This window comes from Rhizobium anhuiense bv. trifolii, assembly GCF_024346605.1.
Taxonomy (GTDB): domain Bacteria; phylum Pseudomonadota; class Alphaproteobacteria; order Rhizobiales; family Rhizobiaceae; genus Rhizobium; species Rhizobium anhuiense.
On sequence record NZ_CP098803.1, the window covers coordinates 3,772,505 to 3,792,019 of the forward strand.

Here is a 19,515-nt window from a genome sequence, read left to right on the forward strand (position 1 = left end):
ATGAACGACAGCATCCGCTTCATCCTGAATGGCGAGGACATCACGCTCACCGATGTCAGGCCGACCGAGACGCTTCTCGATTTTCTGCGGTTGAAGCGACGGCTGACAGGCACCAAGGAAGGATGTGCGGAAGGCGATTGCGGCGCCTGCACCGTGCTCGTCGGGCGGCTTGCCGACGGTAAGCTCGCCTATGAATCCGTCAATGCCTGCATCCGTTTCATCGGTTCACTGCACGCAACCCATGTGGTGACGGTCGAGCATCTCGCCGGCAGGGACGGCGCGCTGCATCCGGTGCAACAGGCATTGGTCGATTGTCACGGCTCGCAATGCGGCTTCTGTACCCCGGGCTTCGTCATGTCGCTCTATGGCCTGTGGCTGACCAGGGAAAACCCCAGCCGCTACGAGATCGAAAAGGCGCTGCAAGGCAACCTCTGTCGTTGCACCGGCTATGAGCCGATCGTCAAGGCTGCCGAGCAGGTGAGCCTGATGCGGCCAAGCACCCTCTTCGATCCGCTGGAACGGACGCGATCCGAAATCGTCGCCCGGCTCTGGGCGATGCAGGCGAGCGGCACGATCCGGATTGCCAATGGCGACGACCGGCTGATCGTGCCGGCTTCGGTCCAGGCGCTCGCCGAAGTCCTCTCGCAGGAGCCTGATGCGATTATCGTCGCCGGCGCGACGGATGTCGGCCTCTGGGTGACGAAGCAGATGCGCAGGCTGAGCCCGGTGGTTTTCATCAGCCACCTCAGCGAATTGCAGTCGGTTGGGGAAGGCGAGGATGGCATCACCATCGGCGCCGGCGTCAGTTACACCAAGGCTTTCGAGGCGATCTCCAAGAAAATCCCCGCGCTCGGGCGGCTGATCGACCGCATCGGCGGCGAGCAGGTGCGCAATATGGGCACGATCGGCGGCAATATCGCAAACGGTTCGCCGATCGGCGATAGCCCACCGCCGCTGATCGCGCTCGGCGCGACGCTGACGCTGCGGTCCCTGCAAGGCCAGCGCAGAATGCCGCTCGAGGATTTCTTCATCGCCTATGGCAAGCAGGACCGGAAACCCGGCGAATTCGTCGAAAGCGTTTTTGTGCCCTATCCGGCAGCAACCAGCCGCTTTGCCGCCTACAAGATCACCAAGCGTCGCGACGAGGACATCACCGCCGTGCTCGGCGCCTTCCTGCTGACGCTCGACGATGCCGAGATGATCACCGATATCCGCATCGCCTACGGCGGCATGGCGGCAACGCCGAAACGCGCCCGCACGGTGGAGGCCGAACTGATCGGCAAACCATGGACGGAAGCGACGATCGAGGCGGCCCGTCCCGCCTTCGACGCCGATTACCAGCCGCTGACCGACTGGCGCGCCTCGGCGGAATACCGCCAGCTGACGGCAAAGAACCTGCTGACGCGGTTCTACCTCGAGACCGTCGGCGCGCCGGCGGAACTGCAGCGGTTCGAGGAGGTGGCGTGATGGAAAGATTGACCGTCGGCGCTGAGCCGCGAGCGCCCGGAGCATCGGCTGCGGGCAATCTCTCGACAGGGAGGCGCTAATGGACAAGTCCACCTTCGACGACCGCAAGGTTATCATATCAGGCCCGATGCACGGCGCGCTGCGGCATGATTCCGCGCATAAGCACGTCACCGGAACCGCCGATTATATCGACGACATTCCGGAACCCGCAGGCCTGCTGCACGGCGCCCTCGGCCTCTCCGACCGGGCGCATGCCGAAATCGTCGGCATCGACCTTTCCGCCGTCGCCGCCTATCCCGGCGTCGTATGGGTCTTCACCGGCAAGGACGTGCCCGGCGTCAACGACGTCAGCTCGAACGGCAGCCATGACGAGCCGCTGCTGGCCGAAACTTTAGTTCAGTTCCACGGCCAGCCGATCTTTGCCGTCATCGCCGAAACGCGCGACGCTGCCCGCCGCGCCGCGCGGCTGGCAAAGATCGACTATCGCGACCTGCAGCACTGGAGCGATATCGATGGTGCGCTCGCCAATGGCAGCCCGCTGGTCATCACCCCGATGACGCTCAGGCGCGGCGAGCCGGAAACGGAAATGACCAATGCCGCCATGCGTCTGAAAGGTCAGATGCGCATCGGCGGACAGGAGCATTTCTACCTCGAAGGCCATATCGCCGTAGCGATCCCCGGCGAGGACGACGAGGTCACCGTCTGGTCCTCGACGCAGCATCCGAGTGAAATCCAGCACATCGTCGGCCATGTGCTTGATGTCCCGTCCAACGCCGTGACCGTTAATGTGCGCCGCATGGGCGGCGGCTTCGGCGGCAAGGAGACGCAGGGCAATCAGTTCGCAGCACTCGCCGCCATCGCCGCCAAGAAGCTCGGCCGCGCGGTCAAGTTCCGCCCGGACCGCGACGAGGACATGAGCGCCACCGGCAAGCGCCACGATTTCCTCGTCGATTACGAACTCGGCTTCGACGCCGAAGGTCGCATCCACGCGGTCGACGCGACCTATGCGGCCCGCTGCGGCTTCTCCTCCGACCTCTCCGGACCGGTGACCGACCGCGCCCTCTTCCATGCTGATTCCAGCTACTTCTACCCCCATGTGCATCTGGTCTCGAAACCGCTGAAAACGCACACCGTTTCCAACACCGCCTTCCGCGGTTTCGGCGGGCCGCAGGGCATGCTCGGCGCCGAGCGCTTCATCGAGGAGATCGCCTATGCCCTCGGCAAGGATCCTCTCGACGTCCGCAAGCGGAATTTTTACGGCCAGCCGGGCTCCGGGCGCACGCTCACCCCTTACCATCAGGAGGTCGAGGACAATATCATCGCCCGCGTCGTCGAGGAGCTGGAAGAGACCGCCGGATACCAGGCGCGCCGCAACGCCATCATCGCATTCAACCGCGACAGCCGCTATATCAGAAAGGGTATCGCGCTGACGCCGGTCAAATTCGGCATCTCCTTCACCATGACCGCCTTCAACCAGGCCGGCGCCCTTGTCCACATCTATCAGGACGGCTCGATCCATCTGAATCATGGTGGCACCGAAATGGGCCAGGGCCTCTACACCAAGGTGGCGCAGGTACTGGCCGACAGCTTCCAGGTCGATATCGACAGGGTGAAGATCACCGCGACGACGACGGCCAAGGTGCCGAACACCTCGGCGACGGCGGCCTCCTCCGGCTCGGATTTGAACGGCATGGCAGCCTTCGACGCCGCCCGCCAGATCAAGGAACGGCTGGTGGCGTTTGCTGCCGAAAAATGGGATGTGGCGCCTTCCGACATCGTCTTCCTGCCGAACCGGGTGCGCGCCGGCGAGATCGAGATTCCCTTTCCCGATTTCATCAAGCAGGCCTATTTCGCCCGCGTCCAGCTTTCCGCCGCCGGCTTCTACAAGACGCCGAAGATCCACTGGGACCGCAAGGCCGGCCGCGGCACGCCCTTCTATTATTTCGCCTACGGCGCCTCCTGCACCGAGGTGTCGATCGACACGCTGACGGGCGAATATCTGATCGACCGTACCGACATCCTCCACGATGTCGGTCGCTCGCTGAATCCGGCGATCGATATGGGCCAGGTCGAAGGCGCCTTCGTGCAGGGCCTGGGCTGGCTGACGACGGAAGAACTCTGGTGGGACGACAAGGGCCGGCTGCGCACCCATGCCCCCTCGACCTACAAGATTCCGCTCGCCTCCGACCGTCCAAAGATCTTCAACGTGCGCCTCGCCGAATGGTCGGAGAACGCTGAGGCCACCATCGGTCGCTCCAAGGCGGTCGGCGAACCACCCTTCATGCTGGCGATCTCGGTGCTGGAGGCACTGTCGATGGCGGTGGCGAGTGTGGCCAACTACAAGGTCTGCCCGAGGCTGGATGCGCCGGCGACGCCCGAGCGGGTACTGATGGCAGTCCAGCGGATGAAGCAGGTGTAGGAGATGCGAATGCGTCCCGCTTGTTTATTGGCCTCGGCGGCTGATCGGGGCGGGCAGAGAGACTGGAACCGCCGTGAGACACCCACGAACCTACCGGTCATTCACCTATGACCGCCATCCGCCGCTTCCTCGCCGCCCACCCGGACAGCATCCTCATCGACATCACCGGCACACAAGGCTCGACCCCGCGTGAGGCCGGCGCTTTCATGCTGGTCTCGCAAACCGCCTTATGGGGCACGATCGGCGGCGGCCAGTTCGAGTTCATGGCGATCGGCAATGCGCGAGACATGCTGGCGGGAACCGGCGGGATGGCGGAGATGGATATCCCGCTCGGGCCCGACATCGGCCAGTGCTGCGGCGGGCGCACGCAATTGCGGTTTCGCCGGGTGACACAGGCGGTTGCCGAAGAAATCGAAGCCAGGCTTGCCGGCGAGACCGAGCGTCTGCCGGAGGTCTATCTCTTCGGCGCCGGTCATGTCGGCCGGGCGCTGGCCGCGGCCTTGGCGCCGTTGCCGCTGTCAATCACGGTCGTCGAAACTCGCCAGGAAGAAATCACCAGCCTGCCTCCCGAAACGAAGACGCGGCTCGTGCCGATGCCGGAAGCGCTGGTGAAGGATGTTGCGGCCGGCGGCGCGCTGGTCATCCTGACGCACGACCATGCGCTGGATTTCCTCATCGCCCGCGAGGCGCTGGAACGGACCGACCTCGCCTATATTGGCATGATCGGCTCGGCGACGAAGCGCGCCACGTTCGTAAGCTGGCTTTCCCGCGAGGGCGGCGGAGAACGTGGCTGGACAGAACGCCTGACGCTGCCGATCGGCGGCTCGGCGGTCAGGGACAAGCGCCCTGAGGTGATCGCCGCCATGACCGCCGCCGAAATCCTGACGGCGCTTGCGGTCTACCGCATGCGTTCGTCCTCGCAGTAGGGATCGCGCCCGTCGAGGAAACCGAGATCACGCTTGACGCGATCCGGCGCCGTGTCGAGATCGAGGCTGGGCATGCGCCAGATTCGCGCCAGCTGGCCGCCGATGCGCCGGAAAATTCCGATGGTCGGCTGCGGCGGGCTTTGTTCGATAGCATAGCAATCCATGACATCACCTCAATAGTTTGATGGTATGAGTTGCAGTTTGCAGCTAAAAATGCTGCAATTCCAATCGAACGACCGTCTGCATGCATCAAGAGAACTTATCCATGAAACTTTCCAAGCAATTTCCACTGAATGCGCTGCGCGTCTTCGAGACCGCTGCCCGGCTCGGAAGTTTCACCGAGGCAGGCGACGAACTCGGTATGACGCAGACGGCCGTTAGCTACCAGATCAAGCTGTTGGAGGAGAATGTCGGCGAGCCGCTCTTCCTGCGCCGTCCCCGCCAGATCGCGCTGACGGAGACCGGCGAGCGACTGGCGCCGAAGGTAACCGAAGCCTTTGCCATGCTGCACGACGCGATGGCGACGGCCCGCGACAGCGTCGAAGGCACGCTCGCCATCAGCTCGACCCATACCTTCGCCTCGAAATGGCTGGCGCCGCGCCTCGGCTCTTTCCACTTGAAGCATCCGGCGATCGCGGTGCGCTTTCAGGCAAGCTCTGACATCATCGATTTCACCCGCGAGCAGATCGATGTCGGCATCCGCTGGGGCGACGGCAACTGGCCGGGGCTGACACTGCACCGGCTGATGGGGCTGGAGTTCACGCCGATGCTGAGCCCGAAGCTGGCGGAAGCGGCCGGCGGCATCAAGGAGCCGCGCGATCTCCTGAAGCTCGATCTCTTCGACGCCGGCGATATCTGGTGGAAACAATGGTTCGAGGCAGCCGGCGTCACGGAGACGGATCTCGATCGGCGCCCGCGCAACCAGCTTGGCTCCCAGGCCGTGGAAGCCGATGCGGCCATCGCCGGCCATGGCGTCGCCATCCTCCATCCGGCCTTCTATGAGGCCGAGATCACGCTCGGCCGGCTCTACCAGCCCTTCGAACTGACCCGCAGCGACGGCAAGGCCTACTGGCTCGCCTACCCCGAAAACCGTCGCAACGTGCCGAAGATCAAGGCCTTCCGCAACTGGATCCTCGAGGAGATGAAGGCAGCCGGAAATTGATGCACGCCGCCTGAATTGTGCGGTGATTTTCTGACGACGCCATGCCGGACCCGGTTCGCGAGCCGGGTCCGGTGCTGTGGTCCGCCTTCAATATCCCATTTCCGGCGCATAAAAACAGCGCGGCGTATCCTCGTTCGGGAACAGACAGAGATGATAGTCGTTATCGCCGGATTGCATCGCCTTCGTCATCGGCAGCAGGAAGACATGAGCATGCGTGACCAACCGGTGGTCGCCAGGCATCAACGTCACACGATATCCGCCCGGCGTCACCGCCACGCTTTTCGAAGGGATCATCTGGCAATCGCCATTATGACTGTCGCCGTTGCAACAATAGGGGTCATAACTCCACCCCGAAGGTGCGTCGTGGGCCGTCGCCAACGACGCATACGCAATCATCACACACGTCAGAATGCTGCGCATGGGCATCTTCTCCGTCGATGAATGCGCCGCCGATGATCCAACGGTTCTTATTTTATTCCGGCGGCCTGCAAAAATAATTGTAATCGAGTCGTCGTAGTTCAAGGTCTGCTATTTTAGCAGGCACAGTATAAGTCAGGGATAATGCACAGTCTTCTCGGCAGCTTTTAGGCACGCGACAGCAGATCGGCGATACGACCGTGATCGGCGGCTTCGGCATAACCGTCGAAAATCATCAGCGGAGCGCCGAAGATCTCGACGAGCCCATTGCTGATGATGACTCCTTCACCATCCCGGCACGCAAGAATGGGGGTCGCCGTCGTCTCACTATAGCGCAGCAGCGCGGAGAAATAGCCGGGATCATCATCGAGATGCGGGAAGAATTCGAAGGGCAGCATATTGAGAGCCGCGCCATCCCGCACCGTATTGGGCGAACCGCCAGAAAAGAGGGCGTCGACAGCGATTGTCGGCGTCATCAAAATCGCCCCGGCGCTAGTTCCGATAAGAATTCCGTCATTCAGTGCCCATGCGCGCAACTTGTCCAGCATGCCGCTTTGGCGCAGCCTTCTCAGAAAATCGCCGGTATGGCCGCCGGAAAGATGAATGGCGTCACAGGAGAACAGCCGGCTGATCTCCTCATCGCCGGAGAGCGCATCGAGATCGACAAAGAGATCAAGCGAAAGCCCATACTTGGCGTAATATTGCCGTTTCTCATCAAAAAACGCGCGCTCCGGGTCTGGACCCGACGCGATATAGCCGATGCGGTTTCCGCGAGCGCGGACGAGTGCTGCAATCCTGCGGTCCATCGGCGCGTTTTCGGCGATGAGCTGATCGCTGTAGAGGGCGGTGATCATTCCCTTGCTCCTTTGGCGCGCCGGGTCGTCGCGCGTGTGCAGTCCTTCAATCTCCTCTTCCCTCCCCGCCAAAATTTCCGCAATGTCACGAGTCGGAGGAAGATAGGGGAACTCGATGTATGAATATGCCATAGCATGGGAATGGTTCGCCTTCGCGGCGCGCTGGTTTCATGTCATCACCGCGATCGCCTGGATCGGATCGTCCTTTTATTTCATCGCGCTCGATCTCGGACTGGTGAAACGCCCGCATCTGCCGCCCGGCGCTTATGGCGAGGAGTGGCAGGTCCATGGCGGCGGCTTCTACCATATCCAGAAATATCTGGTGGCGCCCGCTCAGATGCCCGAGCATCTGACCTGGTTCAAATATGAGAGCTATTTCACCTGGCTTTCCGGCTTCCTGATGCTGTGCATCGTCTATTACGGCGGCGCCGATCTCTTCCTGATCGACCGGCATGTGCTCGATATCAGTGCGCCCGTCGCGATCCTGATCTCGCTGGCGTCGCTGGCGCTCGGCTGGGTCGTCTACGATGTGCTTTGCAAATCCCCGCTTGGGCGGCACACCTGGGGTTTGATGGCGGTGCTCTATATCGTGCTCGTCTTCATGGCCTGGGGCTATACACAGCTTTTCACCGGCCGCGCCGCCTTCCTGCATCTCGGCGCCTTCACCGCGACGATCATGTCGGCCAACGTCTTCATGATCATCATCCCGAACCAGAAGATCGTCGTCGCCGATCTCATCGCCGGGCGCACGCCCGACCCCAAATACGGGCAGGTCGCCAAGCAGCGCTCGCTGCACAACAACTACCTGACGCTGCCCGTCATCTTCTTCATGCTGTCGAACCACTATCCGCTGGCCTTCGGCACGCAGTTCAACTGGGTGATCGCCGCCCTGGTCTTCCTGATGGGCGTCACCATCCGCCACTGGTTCAATACCACGCATGCCAGGAAAGGCCGGCCGACCTGGACCTGGATCGTCACCGTCATCCTCTTCATCCTGATCATGTGGCTTTCGACCGCGCCGAAGCTGCTGACCGGCGAAACGGATGCGGCAGCAGTCGCGCCCGCCTTCCAGCAATTCGCCGGCGACCCGCATTTTCCCGCCGTCAAGCAACTGGTGTCGACGCGCTGTTCCATGTGCCATGCCGCCGAGCCGGTTTATGAGGGCATCGTGCGACCGCCAAAGGGCGTAATCCTTGAAAACGACGCCGAAATCGCCGCCCATGCCCGTGAAATCTATATACAGGCCGGCCGCAGCCATGCCATGCCGCCCGGCAACATCACCGACATCACGCCGGACGAGCGCAAACTGCTCGTCGCCTGGTTCGAAAACGCAGTCGAAGGCAAGAAACAATGACGACGACACTCCTGCGCGGCCGCCTGCTGTCCTTCCATCGCGCGCCGCTGAGCCTGACCGACAGCCAAAGCTATCTCTATGAGGAAGATGGCGGCCTGCTGATTACGGACGGGCTGATCTCGGCAATCGGCCCCTATGCCGATGTCAAGGCAAAGGCAGCCGCTGATGTGGCCGAGATCGACCACCGCCCGCATCTGATCATGCCCGGCTTCATCGACATGCACCTGCATTTTCCGCAGATGCAGGTGATCGCCTCCTATGCCGCCAACCTGCTCGAATGGCTGAACACCTATACTTTTCCCGAGGAATGCCGCTTCGTCGAAAGCAGGCATGCTGAAAGGATCGCCACGCATTTCTACGACGAGCTGATCCGCCACGGCACGACGACGGCGGTTGCCTATTGCTCCGTGCACAAGACCTCGGCCGACGCCTTCTTCGCCGAGGCGATGAAGCGCAACATGCGCATGGTCGGCGGCAAGGTGATGATGGACCGCAATGCCCCGCAGGGTCTGCTCGACACGCCCGAAATGGGCTATGACGAAACCCGCCAGGTGATATCGAACTGGCACGGCAAGGGCCGCAATCACGTCGCCATCACCCCGCGCTTCGCCATCACCTCGACACCGGCGCAGATGGAAGCGACATCGGCCCTGGCCCGTGAATTTCCCGACCTGCACATCCAGACGCATCTTTCGGAAAACCACGACGAGATCAAATTCACCTGCGAGCTTTATCCCGAGGCGCTCGATTATACCGACATCTACGCCAGCTACGGCCTGCTCGGGGCGAAAAGCCTCTTTGGCCATGCCATCCACCTGTCCGAGCGCGAGGCCGATGCCATGAGCGAGGCGGGCGCCGTCGCCGTCCACTGCCCGACCTCGAACCTCTTCCTCGGCTCGGGCCTGTTTCCGCTGAAGGCGCTGGCGCGGCGCCAAAAGCCGGTCCGTATCGGCGTCGCCACCGATATCGGCGGCGGCTCCAGCTATTCGATGCTCAGGACGATGGACGAGGCCTATAAGATCCAGCAGTTGCTTGGCGAACGGCTGAACCCGCTGGAAAGCTATTACCTGATGACGCGCGGCAATGCCGAAGCGCTGTCGCTGACAGACCGAATCGGCACCATGGAACCTGGCACCGAAGCCGATCTCGTCGTGCTCGATGCGACGGCGACACCGGCCATGGCGCTGAAGATGGAAGTGGTGAAGACGCTGCCCGAGGAGCTATTCCTGCTGCAGACGATGGGCGACGACCGGGCGATTGCCGAGACCTATGTTGCAGGTGTGGCGCTGAAGGCGGGACTTCGATAACGCGCGCCGTTGCTCTCGAAATCGGTCCGTGAAAAGCTGCCTCACACGGCCAATTTCCCATAACACTGCCGCCAAATTCATGTTATGGCCGATGGCCGCATTCAGATGTGAAGGTTCAATTCATGGCCACCCCGCTCACCATCGCCGACCTGAAAAAACTCGCACAGCGCCGCGTGCCGAAGATGTTCTTCGACTATGCGGATTCGGGCGCCTGGACGGAATCGACCTACGCGGCGAATGAGAGCGATTTCAGTCAGATCAAGCTGCGTCAGCGGGTGATGGTCGACATGACCGACCGCACGCTGGCAACGACGATGGTTGGCCAGAAAGTGTCGATGCCGGTGGCTCTGGCGCCGACGGGCCTGACCGGCATGCAGCATGCCGACGGCGAGATGCTGGCGGCGCGCGCCGCCGAAGAATTCGGTGTTCCCTTCACGCTCTCGACGATGAGCATCTGCTCGATCGAGGATGTCGCTTCGGTGACGACCCGCCCCTTCTGGTTCCAGCTCTACGTGATGAGGGACAAGGATTTCGTCCTCAACCTCATCAACCGCGCCAAGGCGGCCAAATGCTCGGCGCTGGTGCTGACGGCCGATCTGCAGATCCTTGGCCAGCGCCACAAGGATCTGCGCAACGGCCTGTCGGCGCCGCCGAAATTCACGCCGAAGCATATCTGGCAGATGGCGACCCGGCCCTTCTGGTGCCTTGAGATGCTGCAGACCAAGCGCCGCACCTTCGGCAATATCGTCGGCCATGCGAAGAATGTTTCCGACCTCTCGTCCCTCTCCTCCTGGACGGCCGAACAGTTCGATCCGCGGCTGTCTTGGGCGGATGTCGCCTGGATCAAGGAACAATGGGGCGGACCGCTGATCATCAAGGGCATACTCGATCCGGAGGATGCGAAGGCAGCCGCCGATACCGGTGCCGATGCGATCGTCGTCTCCAATCATGGCGGTCGGCAGCTAGACGGCGCCTCCTCCTCGATCAGCATGCTGCCGAAGATCGTCGACGCCGTCGGCGACCGTATCGAGGTCCATCTCGACGGCGGCATCCGCTCTGGCCAGGACGTGCTGAAGGCCGTGGCGCTCGGCGCCAAAGGCACCTATATCGGCCGCCCCTTCCTCTACGGCCTCGGCGCCATGGGCAAGGAAGGCGTGTCGCTGGCGCTCGGCATCATCCGCAAGGAGATGGACATCACCATGGCGCTCTGCGGCAAGCGCGACATCAACGACGTGAATTCGTCGATCATCGACGGACGGCAGTGAAGCTGCTGGAGAAGCCAGCTGAGAGCGGTTCAACTTTTCATGGAAACGCAAAACCGCTCTAAGCTCTTGTTTTGACGCAATTCCGGACGGAATACCGCTTCGCACTTTTCCTGGAATTGCTCTAGAAGGGTCACGGATCCCGGAATCGCCGTCGCGATTGGCGCGGGCAAGACCTGCCGGACACGTGCCGGAGCGCTTGCATCAATCGCCTGCCGTCGTATTCAGCAGAGCGGCTGCCCATCGGTCGCATCGAGCACCAAGATCGCGAAAATCACGAGACAGATGGCGAGCGCAAAACGCTGCCGCCAGACGATGCGACGCGATCCGGCAATCCGCCTCTCGAGCCCAGACGGTGTCCCGTCAGGCTTGCGAAGCCGCATGCGGGACAACAGGTCGTCGACGGCAGCAAGACCGGCCGTCTCGGTCTCGTGGCTCGCCGCGAGGCGAAACAACAGCGCATCGAAGAGAAGATGGATCGCCAGCGCAAGAACAATCACGCAGAAAACCAGCATCAAGAGCCAGCCGAGCTGTGGAACGAAGCCTCGATATTCGGCAGTGATCGGGCCGACAATTAGTGGCAACAGTGCCGTCAGCCCGCAGAAGATCGAATTACGGCCGAGATTTCGCGCCGCCGCCGAGGCCGTGCTATTCCACTGCGTCATTGCACGCCCTCCGTCACGGCATGGATACTTTCCGCGGGCAGATGAACACGCCGCCCCGCCCGTTCGATCAGCCGCACTGCTTCGGCCGGATCTTCGCAACGTCGGCTGATGAGCAGCCAACGCACGATGACGCAAGCGCTCCGCTGGAAACCTAGCGCACAGCAGACGAGAACCGGTCCCTGCTCGCGCGCAGCCTCGACGAGGTTCGCCGCGGCGAGCGTCTGGATCTTGTCGAGGGCGGTAAGATCAAGGGTGGGAAAGCTGCACCAGCGCGCGCGTGTCGCGCCGGGGCGCTGAAGTTCGCCGTTAATGTCGATCACCGTGGCAAAACGGTCGGCCTCGTAGCGACGCGGAAAACGACCGAGATGGACGCCGTCGGCGATCGCCACCGACGCCGGCATTCCCCGGGTCCAGAGCCAAATATTGATGTGAGCGCCGAGCCGGTAGGGTGCTAGCAGCCAGCGGCTGGCAAGGGTGGCCCGGCCATCGACGCGTTTCTGGAATATCTGCGGGCCGGCGCCGAGATATCCGAGCGAGACGATCGCCAGCGCAACAGCCGGCCAGAGCAACAGCAGGGCCGCGGCCGATAGAGGCGTGCAGAGCGTTGCAAGGCCGAGAAATGCGATGGCGCCGCATAGATAATAGATGCCGAGGCGACGCGACTTCGGATCGCCGCTCATCGCAAAATTCGCGAGAGGCGAACCGGCATCGCGCGGAAAAAGCCAGGCGGCAAACAGGCCGAGCAGCATGCCGGTCGGTATGTCGATGACGTGATGCTGCCACGTGGTCAGCACGGAGGCACCAATCAGGAGGCACCAGAAGTGCCACCGAAGCCGTGCCTTGCGCGGCAGCCGGCCGCGCAGATGGTCCCAGATCACAACCAGGAGCGCGATATGCAGCGACGGCGCCTGGTTGAACGGCTTATCGAAGCCGCCGAGCACGGCGAACATGAAACCGGGCAGGCCGCTCGTTGCCGGCCGCACGAAGGTCGCTTCAAGCGGAAACGCGACAAAGCAGGCGACGGCTATTATCTGGATCGTTAGATAACGCCTCGCCAGCATATCCACACCGCGCGGCGTCGTGTTGATGAACAGGCAGAGTGCATAGAACAGATTGATCGACCAATATGGAATGATCGTCCATCCGAGGAACGGAATGGCGCTTTCCCATGCGAAGGCGACGTTCGGCACATGAGCGCGCTGCGACGCCAGCCAATTGGCGCCGCCATAGCTCAGATAGAAGAACGGTCCCAGGAAGGCGAGCCAGAGCGCCGCCCGCTTCTGGACCGGTGCTGCCCGGGAAAAAGGTGAACGTGCCTTCTCCACGCTTTGCCCTCAAACTCTTTCGGCCAGCGAGACAGTGAAAATGCCCCACTGGTCGATGCGCTGTTCGATCTTGCGAAAACCGGCTGCGGCGACCAGTTGGTCCATTTCCTCTTGCGTCCGCCGCCGCATCACCCACGCCTCGCCGCCGCGGTGGGAGGTCAGGGCGCGGGCAATCATCTCCAATTGTGGATGCCATGGCTGGTTGGTGTAGACTAGCAGACCACCGGGCCGCATCGCGCGGGCGATCCCGTTGAGGGAAGCGGCGATCATCGCATTGTCGGAAAACAGCTCGTAAAGGCCGGAGACGATCGCGAGATCCGGAGCCGGCGTGGTTGCAGCCAGCCCCTCGCCATCAAAGGCATCCTGCTGGCGGAAGTTGACGAAATCGCCCAGTCCACGTGCGGCAATGCTGTTGCGGCCGGCATCGACGTTAATGGGGGAATAGTCCTGCAGCCGCGCACTGTCGGGACGCACGGCAGCCGCCTCGATCGCATCAAGCACATAACGGCCGTGCCCGGCCGCTATGTCGAGCATATGGGTGCTGCGGCCGGCTGCTTTGAGGCGCTGCAGCGCGCGGTCGATCAGTTCCTGCAAGTGCAGCCTTCGCTGCCTGATACCGCGCCAGCCGATCGCCTCGAGGAACACCTTGTCGATCAAACGCCCGCCGGGACCGAGCCCGCGCGGCTTGTTCTCATAGACGTAGTCGAGCGTCGAGCCGGAATCAAAGCCGGTCTTGACCCCGGTCTTGATGCCCTCGGACACCAAGGCGCCGATCTTGATGTTGAGGCGGCTGAGCGCCCAGTAGATGCCACGTGGGGATGTGGCGTCCAGCGGGCTCGCAAGCCGGTCGGCCTCGTCCTTTGTATAGCCCTGGATATGGGCGTTGCGAAGGTCGGCAGGTGCCCGGGGCTCGGCAAAACGCGCATCTATAAAACGGCGGATCTCGGCGAGCGCAATCGCGCGGTCCTTTTCGCCAAGCGTATCATGGTAGAAGCCGGCAAGCACATGCCGTTCCTTGATCCGGCTGCCGAGGTTTTCGTAAAACCGGTGCTGCGGCGCGTGTCGCACCACCCAGTCGCTGCCGGAGATCAGCAGTTGGGTCGGGACGGTGATGGCGCGGGCGTCGCCGACGACGCGGGCTGCCGCCTCATAGAGCTGCACCAGGATGTTGGAGGCAATCGGCCTAGATATCAATGGGTCGGTTTCATAGGAGGCGATGCGCTCGGGATCATGCGTCAGGAACCTCGCCTTGACATAGGAATTGACGAAGAATGTACCTTTGAGCTTTTCCCAGAACGCGATGCCTTCTTTGGCAAAAGGCACGTAGAGCTTGACGCTGAAGGCCGGCGAGGCAAGCACGAGCGCACGGATCGGCGGCGCATAGTCGTGCACCCAGGTGCTGGCGAGGACCGCGCCGACACTCTGCGCAATGACGGCGATGTCTTCGACTGAAGTACCGCTTGTCTCGCTGACATGGCGGACGAAGCAATCGAGATCATGCGCCGAGGCAGCAAAGGATGGAGAATAGCCGCGCTCTCCCGGTGAACGCCCGTGGCCGCGTGCGTCCCAGGCGTAGAAGGAAAAATCATCGAGACCGAGCTCGGTGGCGAGATGAGCGACGCGGCCGCTATGCTCGTGGCCGCGATGGAGAAGAATGATCACGCCCTTCGGTGCAGCGCTCGTCGAAGGCCACGCCCGATAAAACAGCCGAGTGCCATCATGCGATGCGAATTCTGATTCATGCATTGGTCTGGCCGTCGAGGACGGTTGCCCACTATCGGCAGTTTGCAGCACGCTCTTCTCCAATTCTGATGGGTGGATAGGTTGCATCCATTGGCGAGCACAGTGATTTGCTTTCATTGCAAAAGTCTAGTTGCAAATGTAAGTCCTTTGCATGAACCGATATGAAGTGCGGCCTTCCTCACAGCTGCGACGATCTGCACTGCCCGAGCCGGCATAGACTGTTCAAATGCCACGAAATTCCACTGAGGTAGCATGTCTGTCTATCAATTGAAGTCCCGATTTCAGAACATTCTTCGCCCTCTGGTGCGCTCCCTCGCGTCGCGAGGCGTCACCGCCAATCAGGTGACTTCAGTTGCCGCCGCCGTCTCGGTTGCATTGGGCCTTTTTCTGAGCGTCGCTCCGCTTCCGCACTGGTTCCTGCTGGTGCCGGTATGGTTTCTCCTGCGCATGGGCCTCAACGCCATCGACGGCATGCTCGCGCGCGAACATGGGCAGAAGAGCATTTTAGGCGCCTATCTGAACGAGGTCGGTGATGTCGTGTCGGATGTCGCCCTGTATTTGCCGTTTGCGCTCATCGATCCGAACGGCTTGGTGCCGGCGTTATCAGTCATATTCCTCTCGGCGCTGACGGAATTTGCCGGCGTTCTGGGTCAAACGGTCGGGGCAAGCCGGCGTTACGACGGGCCGCTGGGCAAGAGCGACCGCGCGGTGCTTTTCGGCGCGCTCGGCATCTTTGTCGCGGTTGGCGGTACGTTTGCAGCATGGACTTCGTGGCTCTGGGCGGTTGTGGCTCTCCTTCTCATATGGACCATCATCAACCGTATCAGCGCCGGTATTCGCGAGGCGCATACCGCCGCCCGATAGGACGCTGCCTCTCCTTCTAACGCCATGTTAAGCTTAGGTTGTATTTTTAGCACAACCCCTTGAAAGCACCAAAGCGGTGCTTTATGTTTTATCCTATGGCGAACACAGGCAAGACACCGCACCTATCGCTGCTGCGTTACACGCTGGCGCCTGATGAACAGGCCCGGCAGGCGCTGGACGATACTCTTGCCGCCTATCGCAGGATGATCGACATCCTGAACGAACGCATCGACGACAGGGCGGGCGCCAATCTCGTCCTCCTGCATGAACTTGCCTATGAAACCGTCCGCGAGCAGACGGGGCTGCCGGCGCGGCTGGTGACACTCGGCCTTCGCGATTTCGCCGCCAATCGTGGCGCGAGTGCCGATCCCCCGTTTCTGCCGCTCGACGACAAGCTTTTCGCCATCAAAGGCCCCGCGGATCTGACGATCGCCACAGTGCACGGGCGCGTTGCCGTACCCTTCGATGTCGCGGGCTATTCCAGGGGATGGGAGAGTATTTTTCCGGCCTATCTTGTGGCCGGCCAGGATCGTTACGAGATTCACATCGGCGTCACGCCGAATTCCGCTCGGATGGAGGAAAACATGACGAATGAAGGCATTCTTTCCCGCATGGGCCGCCTGATCGCGGGCATCGCGAATGCGGCGGTCGACAAGGCGGAAGGCGTCAACAAGATCGCCGTCATCGAACAGGCGATCCGCGAGATCGATGCGGCAGCGGATGAGGCCCGCACCGATCTCGGCAAGGCGCGTGCCGAGGAATATCGCATCCAGAGCCGCAAGGACGAGATCGTCGGAGACATGAACGCGCTCGACGCGAAGATCCGCCTCGCCGTCTCTTCCGGGCGCGATGATCTGGCAAAGGCCGGCGTCGCCCGGCAGATCGATCTCGAATCCCAGATCGCGGCGCTCGACAAGGCGTTGGCCGATGCCAGGGAGCAGCTGGACGAGGGCCAGAAAGCCCTTCAGGCCGTGCTCGCCACGCGCCGCGAGGCGGACGCCCGCCTTGCCGATTTCAAGCGCAGCATCGCCAGGCATCCCGAAGACGCCGCAGCAGGTCACAGCCGGCCCGCGCCGGGCGCCGATGCTGCCCGGGCTGCGGCGGCGGTGTCGCGGCTGACCGGTGTTCCATCAGGCGAGCACGCCCATAGTTCGGAGCTGGACGAGCTCGACCGCTTGCACCGCGAACAGGCGATCGAAGCGCGCCTCGCACGCTTCAAGGCGGATAACCGGTAACGGCGATGGCACTTCTCTTCGCCCCCGAATGTGCCCCCTTCGCCATCGCCGCCGCGGTCCTCGCCGGCCTGACCGCGATCGAGATGCTCGCGACCGTCATGGGTTTTTCGATCATGGAATTTCTAGGAAAACCGGATTTCCATGGCCATGACGGGTTTGCGGGCTACCTGTCCTGGCTCAATCTCGGCGGTGTTCCCCTGCTCATCCTCATCATGCTGGCGCTCGGCTTCTTCGCCATGACGGGCTTTGCCATACAGGCCGTCGCCAATGCCTTCTGGGCACCGCTTCCCGCCACCGTCGCCGCTCTTCCCGCCATCTTGGTTGCCATCCCCATGGTCAGGGCGTCGAGCAGGACCGTGGCGCGGCTCGTGCCGCATGACGAGACCTATGCCGTCGATCTCGACGCGCTCATCGGCCGGACCGCCGAAGTATCGCTCGGCCCGCTCGATCAGGGGCTGCCAGGACGCGTCCGCGTCAAGGACCAGCATGGAAACTGGCACGTGCTGAGAGCCAAGGCCGCCAGAGATCAGGAGCCTCTGAAGGTCGGCACCGAGGTTCTCCTCGTCGACCGCACGGCAGATGTATTTATCGCCATTCCCGCACTGGCCGACCCGACCGATGCGGACAATCAATCTTTGAGGGACCAGCAATGATATACGACGTTATTCTGCCAGCCGGCATTGGGATTGTTCTGATCTTCGGCATCGGTTTTGTCCTCGCCTCTCTTTACACACGCTCCAGCCGCGATGAGGCCTATGTGCGCACCGGCCTCGGCGGCCAGAAGGTCGTGCTCGACGGCGGTTCGGTCGTCCTGCCGATCTTCCACTCGATCGCCAGGGTCAATTTGAAGACGCTGCGGCTCGAGGTTCGCCGCGGTGAAGGTGATGCGTTGATCACCAAGGACCGCATGCGCGTCGATATCGGCGCCGAGTTCTATGTGCGCGTAAAACCCGATGCCTCCTCGATTGCGCTTGCCGCCCAGACGCTCGGCAACCGGACCAATGATGCCGAGGCGCTTCGCATCCTGATCGAAGCGAAATTCGTCGACGGCCTTCGCTCGGTGGCCGCGACGATGAACCTCGACGCGCTGCAGGAACAGCGCATGGATTTCGTCAAGGCCGTGCAGGAAGCCGTCGGCGCCGATCTCCAGTCGAACGGCCTCGAGCTCGAATCCGTGTCGCTGACACGCCTTGACCAGACCGACATCAAGCATTTCAACGCCAACAACTTCTTCGATGCGCAAGGTCTCGCCGCATTGACCCGTATCACCGAGGGACGCAAGAAGGAGCGAAACGAGATCGTTCGCGATACCGAAGTCGCCATCGCCCAGAAGGATCTCGAGGCCCGCCAGCAATCGCTGACCATCGAGCGGACCAAACGGGAAGCCGAGCTCAGCCAGGAACGCGACATCGCCAACAAATCCGCGGCGACACGCGCCGAAACCGCGCAGCAGGAACAAGCCGCAAAACGCGCCGAGGAGGAAGCCCGCATCGCTTCCGAACAGGCGATCGCCGAACGCGAGGCGTCCGCCAAGCAGGCCCGCGAAAGCGCCAACATCGATTCGGCCCGTGCCGTCCAGCAGCGTGACACCGAAGCCAAGCGCGATCTGCAGATCGTGGCGCAGGAAAGCGCCATCGCCGTTGCCAACAAGAGCCGCGAAGAATCCGAAGCGAAGGCGGCTGCGGAAGCGGCTCGCGCGCTGGCGATAGCGGCAGAGGAAAAGGTCGGCACCGCCAAGGCGATCGAGATCGCCGAACGCGAAAGGCAGATTGCCGTGATCGACGCGCGCAAGAAGGCCGAGACGGAAGCAACCGCCGTCACCGTCGGCGCCGAGGCCGAAAAACAGGCGGCAAGCGACCAGGCCGAGGCCATCAAGACGCTCGCCACCGCCGAGGCGGATGCGGCGATCATCAAGGCCAAGGGTATTCTCGAAACCGGCAAGGCCGCCGCCGAGAGCGAGGCATTGCTCAACGACGCCCGCAATAAGTTGAGCGCTGCCATCATCGAGTTCGAGATCACCCGCGAGCGTATCCGCATCATTCCCGAAGCACTAGCCGAAGCGGTCAAGCCGATCGAGAAGATCTCCGATATCAGGATCTTCGATACCGGCGGCATGCTCGGTCGCGGAAACGGCGCGACCGGAGGAAACGGCATCGGCCTCGGCGAAGGACTGGCCGGCCAGCTCCTCTCCTATCAGGCCAACAAACCGATCCTCGACAAATTGTTGAAGGAGGCCGGCTTCGAGGGCGACGACGCCATCTCGTCCCTCCTTGGAAATCTCGATGGCGCAAAACCGGCAAGACCGGCAATACCTGCCGCAGCCCCGGTAAAGCCGGCAACACCGGCTGCAGCCCCGGCAAAGCCGATCGTCCCCCCGGCACCAAAGGAGAAATGATCGCCGCGCTGACGGGTCTGGACTAGATCAGGCCGGTTCGGCCTAAAATCTGAATCCTGTTCTAAATTAAATAGTTAGCGCACGATGCCGAAAGCCGTTCACACTTTTCGGCATCGTGCT

General features: G+C 62.2%; 17 protein-coding genes. 11 read left to right on the forward strand and 6 right to left on the reverse strand.

The features are described from left to right. The 3 genes from xdhA (at nucleotide 1) to xdhC (ending at nucleotide 4,812) form a co-directional block, all read left to right on the forward strand. A complete protein-coding gene (gene xdhA / locus NE851_RS27350) occupies nucleotides 1-1,467 on the forward strand; it encodes a xanthine dehydrogenase small subunit (RefSeq protein ID WP_097542059.1) in 1,467 nt (488 codons plus the stop codon). 79 nt (nucleotides 1,468-1,546) lie between these two features. Beyond that, a complete protein-coding gene (xdhB, locus tag NE851_RS27355; protein ID WP_132572797.1) occupies nucleotides 1,547-3,886 on the forward strand; it encodes a xanthine dehydrogenase molybdopterin binding subunit in 2,340 nt (779 codons plus the stop codon). 107 nt (nucleotides 3,887-3,993) lie between these two features. Beyond that, nucleotides 3,994-4,812 carry a xanthine dehydrogenase accessory protein XdhC gene (gene xdhC / locus NE851_RS27360; protein ID WP_132572800.1) on the forward strand — a complete coding sequence of 273 codons (819 nt, stop codon included), beginning with the start codon at nucleotides 3,994-3,996 and terminating at the stop codon, nucleotides 4,810-4,812. Here xdhC and NE851_RS27365 read toward each other — a convergent pair. Further along, complete coding sequence (locus NE851_RS27365) at nucleotides 4,785-4,976, reverse strand: hypothetical protein (protein WP_047611388.1); 192 nt, start codon at nucleotides 4,974-4,976, stop codon at nucleotides 4,785-4,787. The genes xdhC and NE851_RS27365 overlap by 28 nt on opposite strands. Nucleotides 4,977-5,077: 101 nt before the next feature. On the opposite strand from NE851_RS27365, the gene NE851_RS27370 reads away from it, so the two are divergent. Beyond that, complete coding sequence (locus NE851_RS27370) at nucleotides 5,078-5,974, forward strand: LysR substrate-binding domain-containing protein (protein WP_254959153.1); 897 nt, start codon at nucleotides 5,078-5,080, stop codon at nucleotides 5,972-5,974. A gap of 87 nt (nucleotides 5,975-6,061) precedes the next feature. On the opposite strand, the gene NE851_RS27375 is transcribed toward NE851_RS27370, so the two are convergent. Then, entirely contained in the window at nucleotides 6,062-6,394 is a 333-nt protein-coding gene (locus NE851_RS27375) for a hypothetical protein (RefSeq protein WP_018243137.1), read from the reverse strand. Between the two features lie 164 nt (nucleotides 6,395-6,558). Continuing rightward, the gene (locus tag NE851_RS27380; RefSeq protein ID WP_063474486.1) at nucleotides 6,559-7,245 is read right to left on the reverse strand and encodes a Type 1 glutamine amidotransferase-like domain-containing protein; all 687 of its coding nucleotides are present in this window, start codon (nucleotides 7,243-7,245) and stop codon (nucleotides 6,559-6,561) included. Nucleotides 7,246-7,360: 115 nt separating this feature from the next. Between NE851_RS27380 and puuD the strand changes: the two genes are divergently transcribed. The 3 genes from puuD (at nucleotide 7,361) to NE851_RS27395 (ending at nucleotide 11,171) form a co-directional block, all read left to right on the forward strand. After that, on the forward strand, nucleotides 7,361-8,599 hold the full coding sequence (gene puuD / locus NE851_RS27385; protein WP_063474485.1) for a urate hydroxylase PuuD: 1,239 nt from the start codon (nucleotides 7,361-7,363) through the stop codon (nucleotides 8,597-8,599). Then, nucleotides 8,596-9,906, forward strand: a complete 1,311-nt coding sequence (guaD, locus tag NE851_RS27390) for a guanine deaminase (RefSeq protein ID WP_132572803.1) — start codon at nucleotides 8,596-8,598, stop codon at nucleotides 9,904-9,906. The genes puuD and guaD overlap by 4 nt, the downstream gene beginning before the upstream one ends. A gap of 122 nt (nucleotides 9,907-10,028) precedes the next feature. Next, nucleotides 10,029-11,171, forward strand: a complete 1,143-nt coding sequence (locus NE851_RS27395; RefSeq protein WP_047611796.1) for an alpha-hydroxy acid oxidase — start codon at nucleotides 10,029-10,031, stop codon at nucleotides 11,169-11,171. Nucleotides 11,172-11,392: 221 nt separating this feature from the next. On the opposite strand, the gene NE851_RS27400 is transcribed toward NE851_RS27395, so the two are convergent. The 3 genes from NE851_RS27400 to NE851_RS27410 are packed head-to-tail and all read right to left on the reverse strand — an operon-like array spanning nucleotide 11,393 to nucleotide 14,952. Beyond that, nucleotides 11,393-11,833, reverse strand: coding sequence for a hypothetical protein (locus NE851_RS27400; RefSeq protein WP_047611399.1), 441 nt, complete (start codon nucleotides 11,831-11,833; stop codon nucleotides 11,393-11,395). After that, nucleotides 11,830-13,158, reverse strand: a complete 1,329-nt coding sequence (locus NE851_RS27405) for a phosphatase PAP2/dual specificity phosphatase family protein (RefSeq protein ID WP_254959157.1) — start codon at nucleotides 13,156-13,158, stop codon at nucleotides 11,830-11,832. Before NE851_RS27405 ends, NE851_RS27400 begins: the two co-directional genes overlap by 4 nt. A gap of 9 nt (nucleotides 13,159-13,167) precedes the next feature. After that, entirely contained in the window at nucleotides 13,168-14,952 is a 1,785-nt protein-coding gene (locus tag NE851_RS27410) for a bifunctional alpha/beta hydrolase/class I SAM-dependent methyltransferase (RefSeq protein ID WP_254959159.1), read from the reverse strand. Nucleotides 14,953-15,153: 201 nt separating this feature from the next. On the opposite strand from NE851_RS27410, the gene NE851_RS27415 reads away from it, so the two are divergent. The 4 genes from NE851_RS27415 (at nucleotide 15,154) to NE851_RS27430 (ending at nucleotide 19,395) form a co-directional block, all read left to right on the forward strand. Then, nucleotides 15,154-15,765, forward strand: a complete 612-nt coding sequence (locus NE851_RS27415; RefSeq protein WP_254959161.1) for a CDP-alcohol phosphatidyltransferase family protein — start codon at nucleotides 15,154-15,156, stop codon at nucleotides 15,763-15,765. 95 nt (nucleotides 15,766-15,860) lie between these two features. Then, nucleotides 15,861-17,000, forward strand: a complete 1,140-nt coding sequence (locus NE851_RS27420) for a PspA/IM30 family protein (protein WP_414814779.1) — start codon at nucleotides 15,861-15,863, stop codon at nucleotides 16,998-17,000. 5 nt (nucleotides 17,001-17,005) lie between these two features. Next, a complete protein-coding gene (locus NE851_RS27425; protein ID WP_028759150.1) occupies nucleotides 17,006-17,653 on the forward strand; it encodes an OB-fold-containig protein in 648 nt (215 codons plus the stop codon). Further along, nucleotides 17,650-19,395 carry a flotillin family protein gene (locus tag NE851_RS27430; protein WP_254959164.1) on the forward strand — a complete coding sequence of 582 codons (1,746 nt, stop codon included), beginning with the start codon at nucleotides 17,650-17,652 and terminating at the stop codon, nucleotides 19,393-19,395. The genes NE851_RS27425 and NE851_RS27430 overlap by 4 nt, the downstream gene beginning before the upstream one ends. The last annotated feature ends 120 nt before the right edge of the window (nucleotides 19,396-19,515 follow it).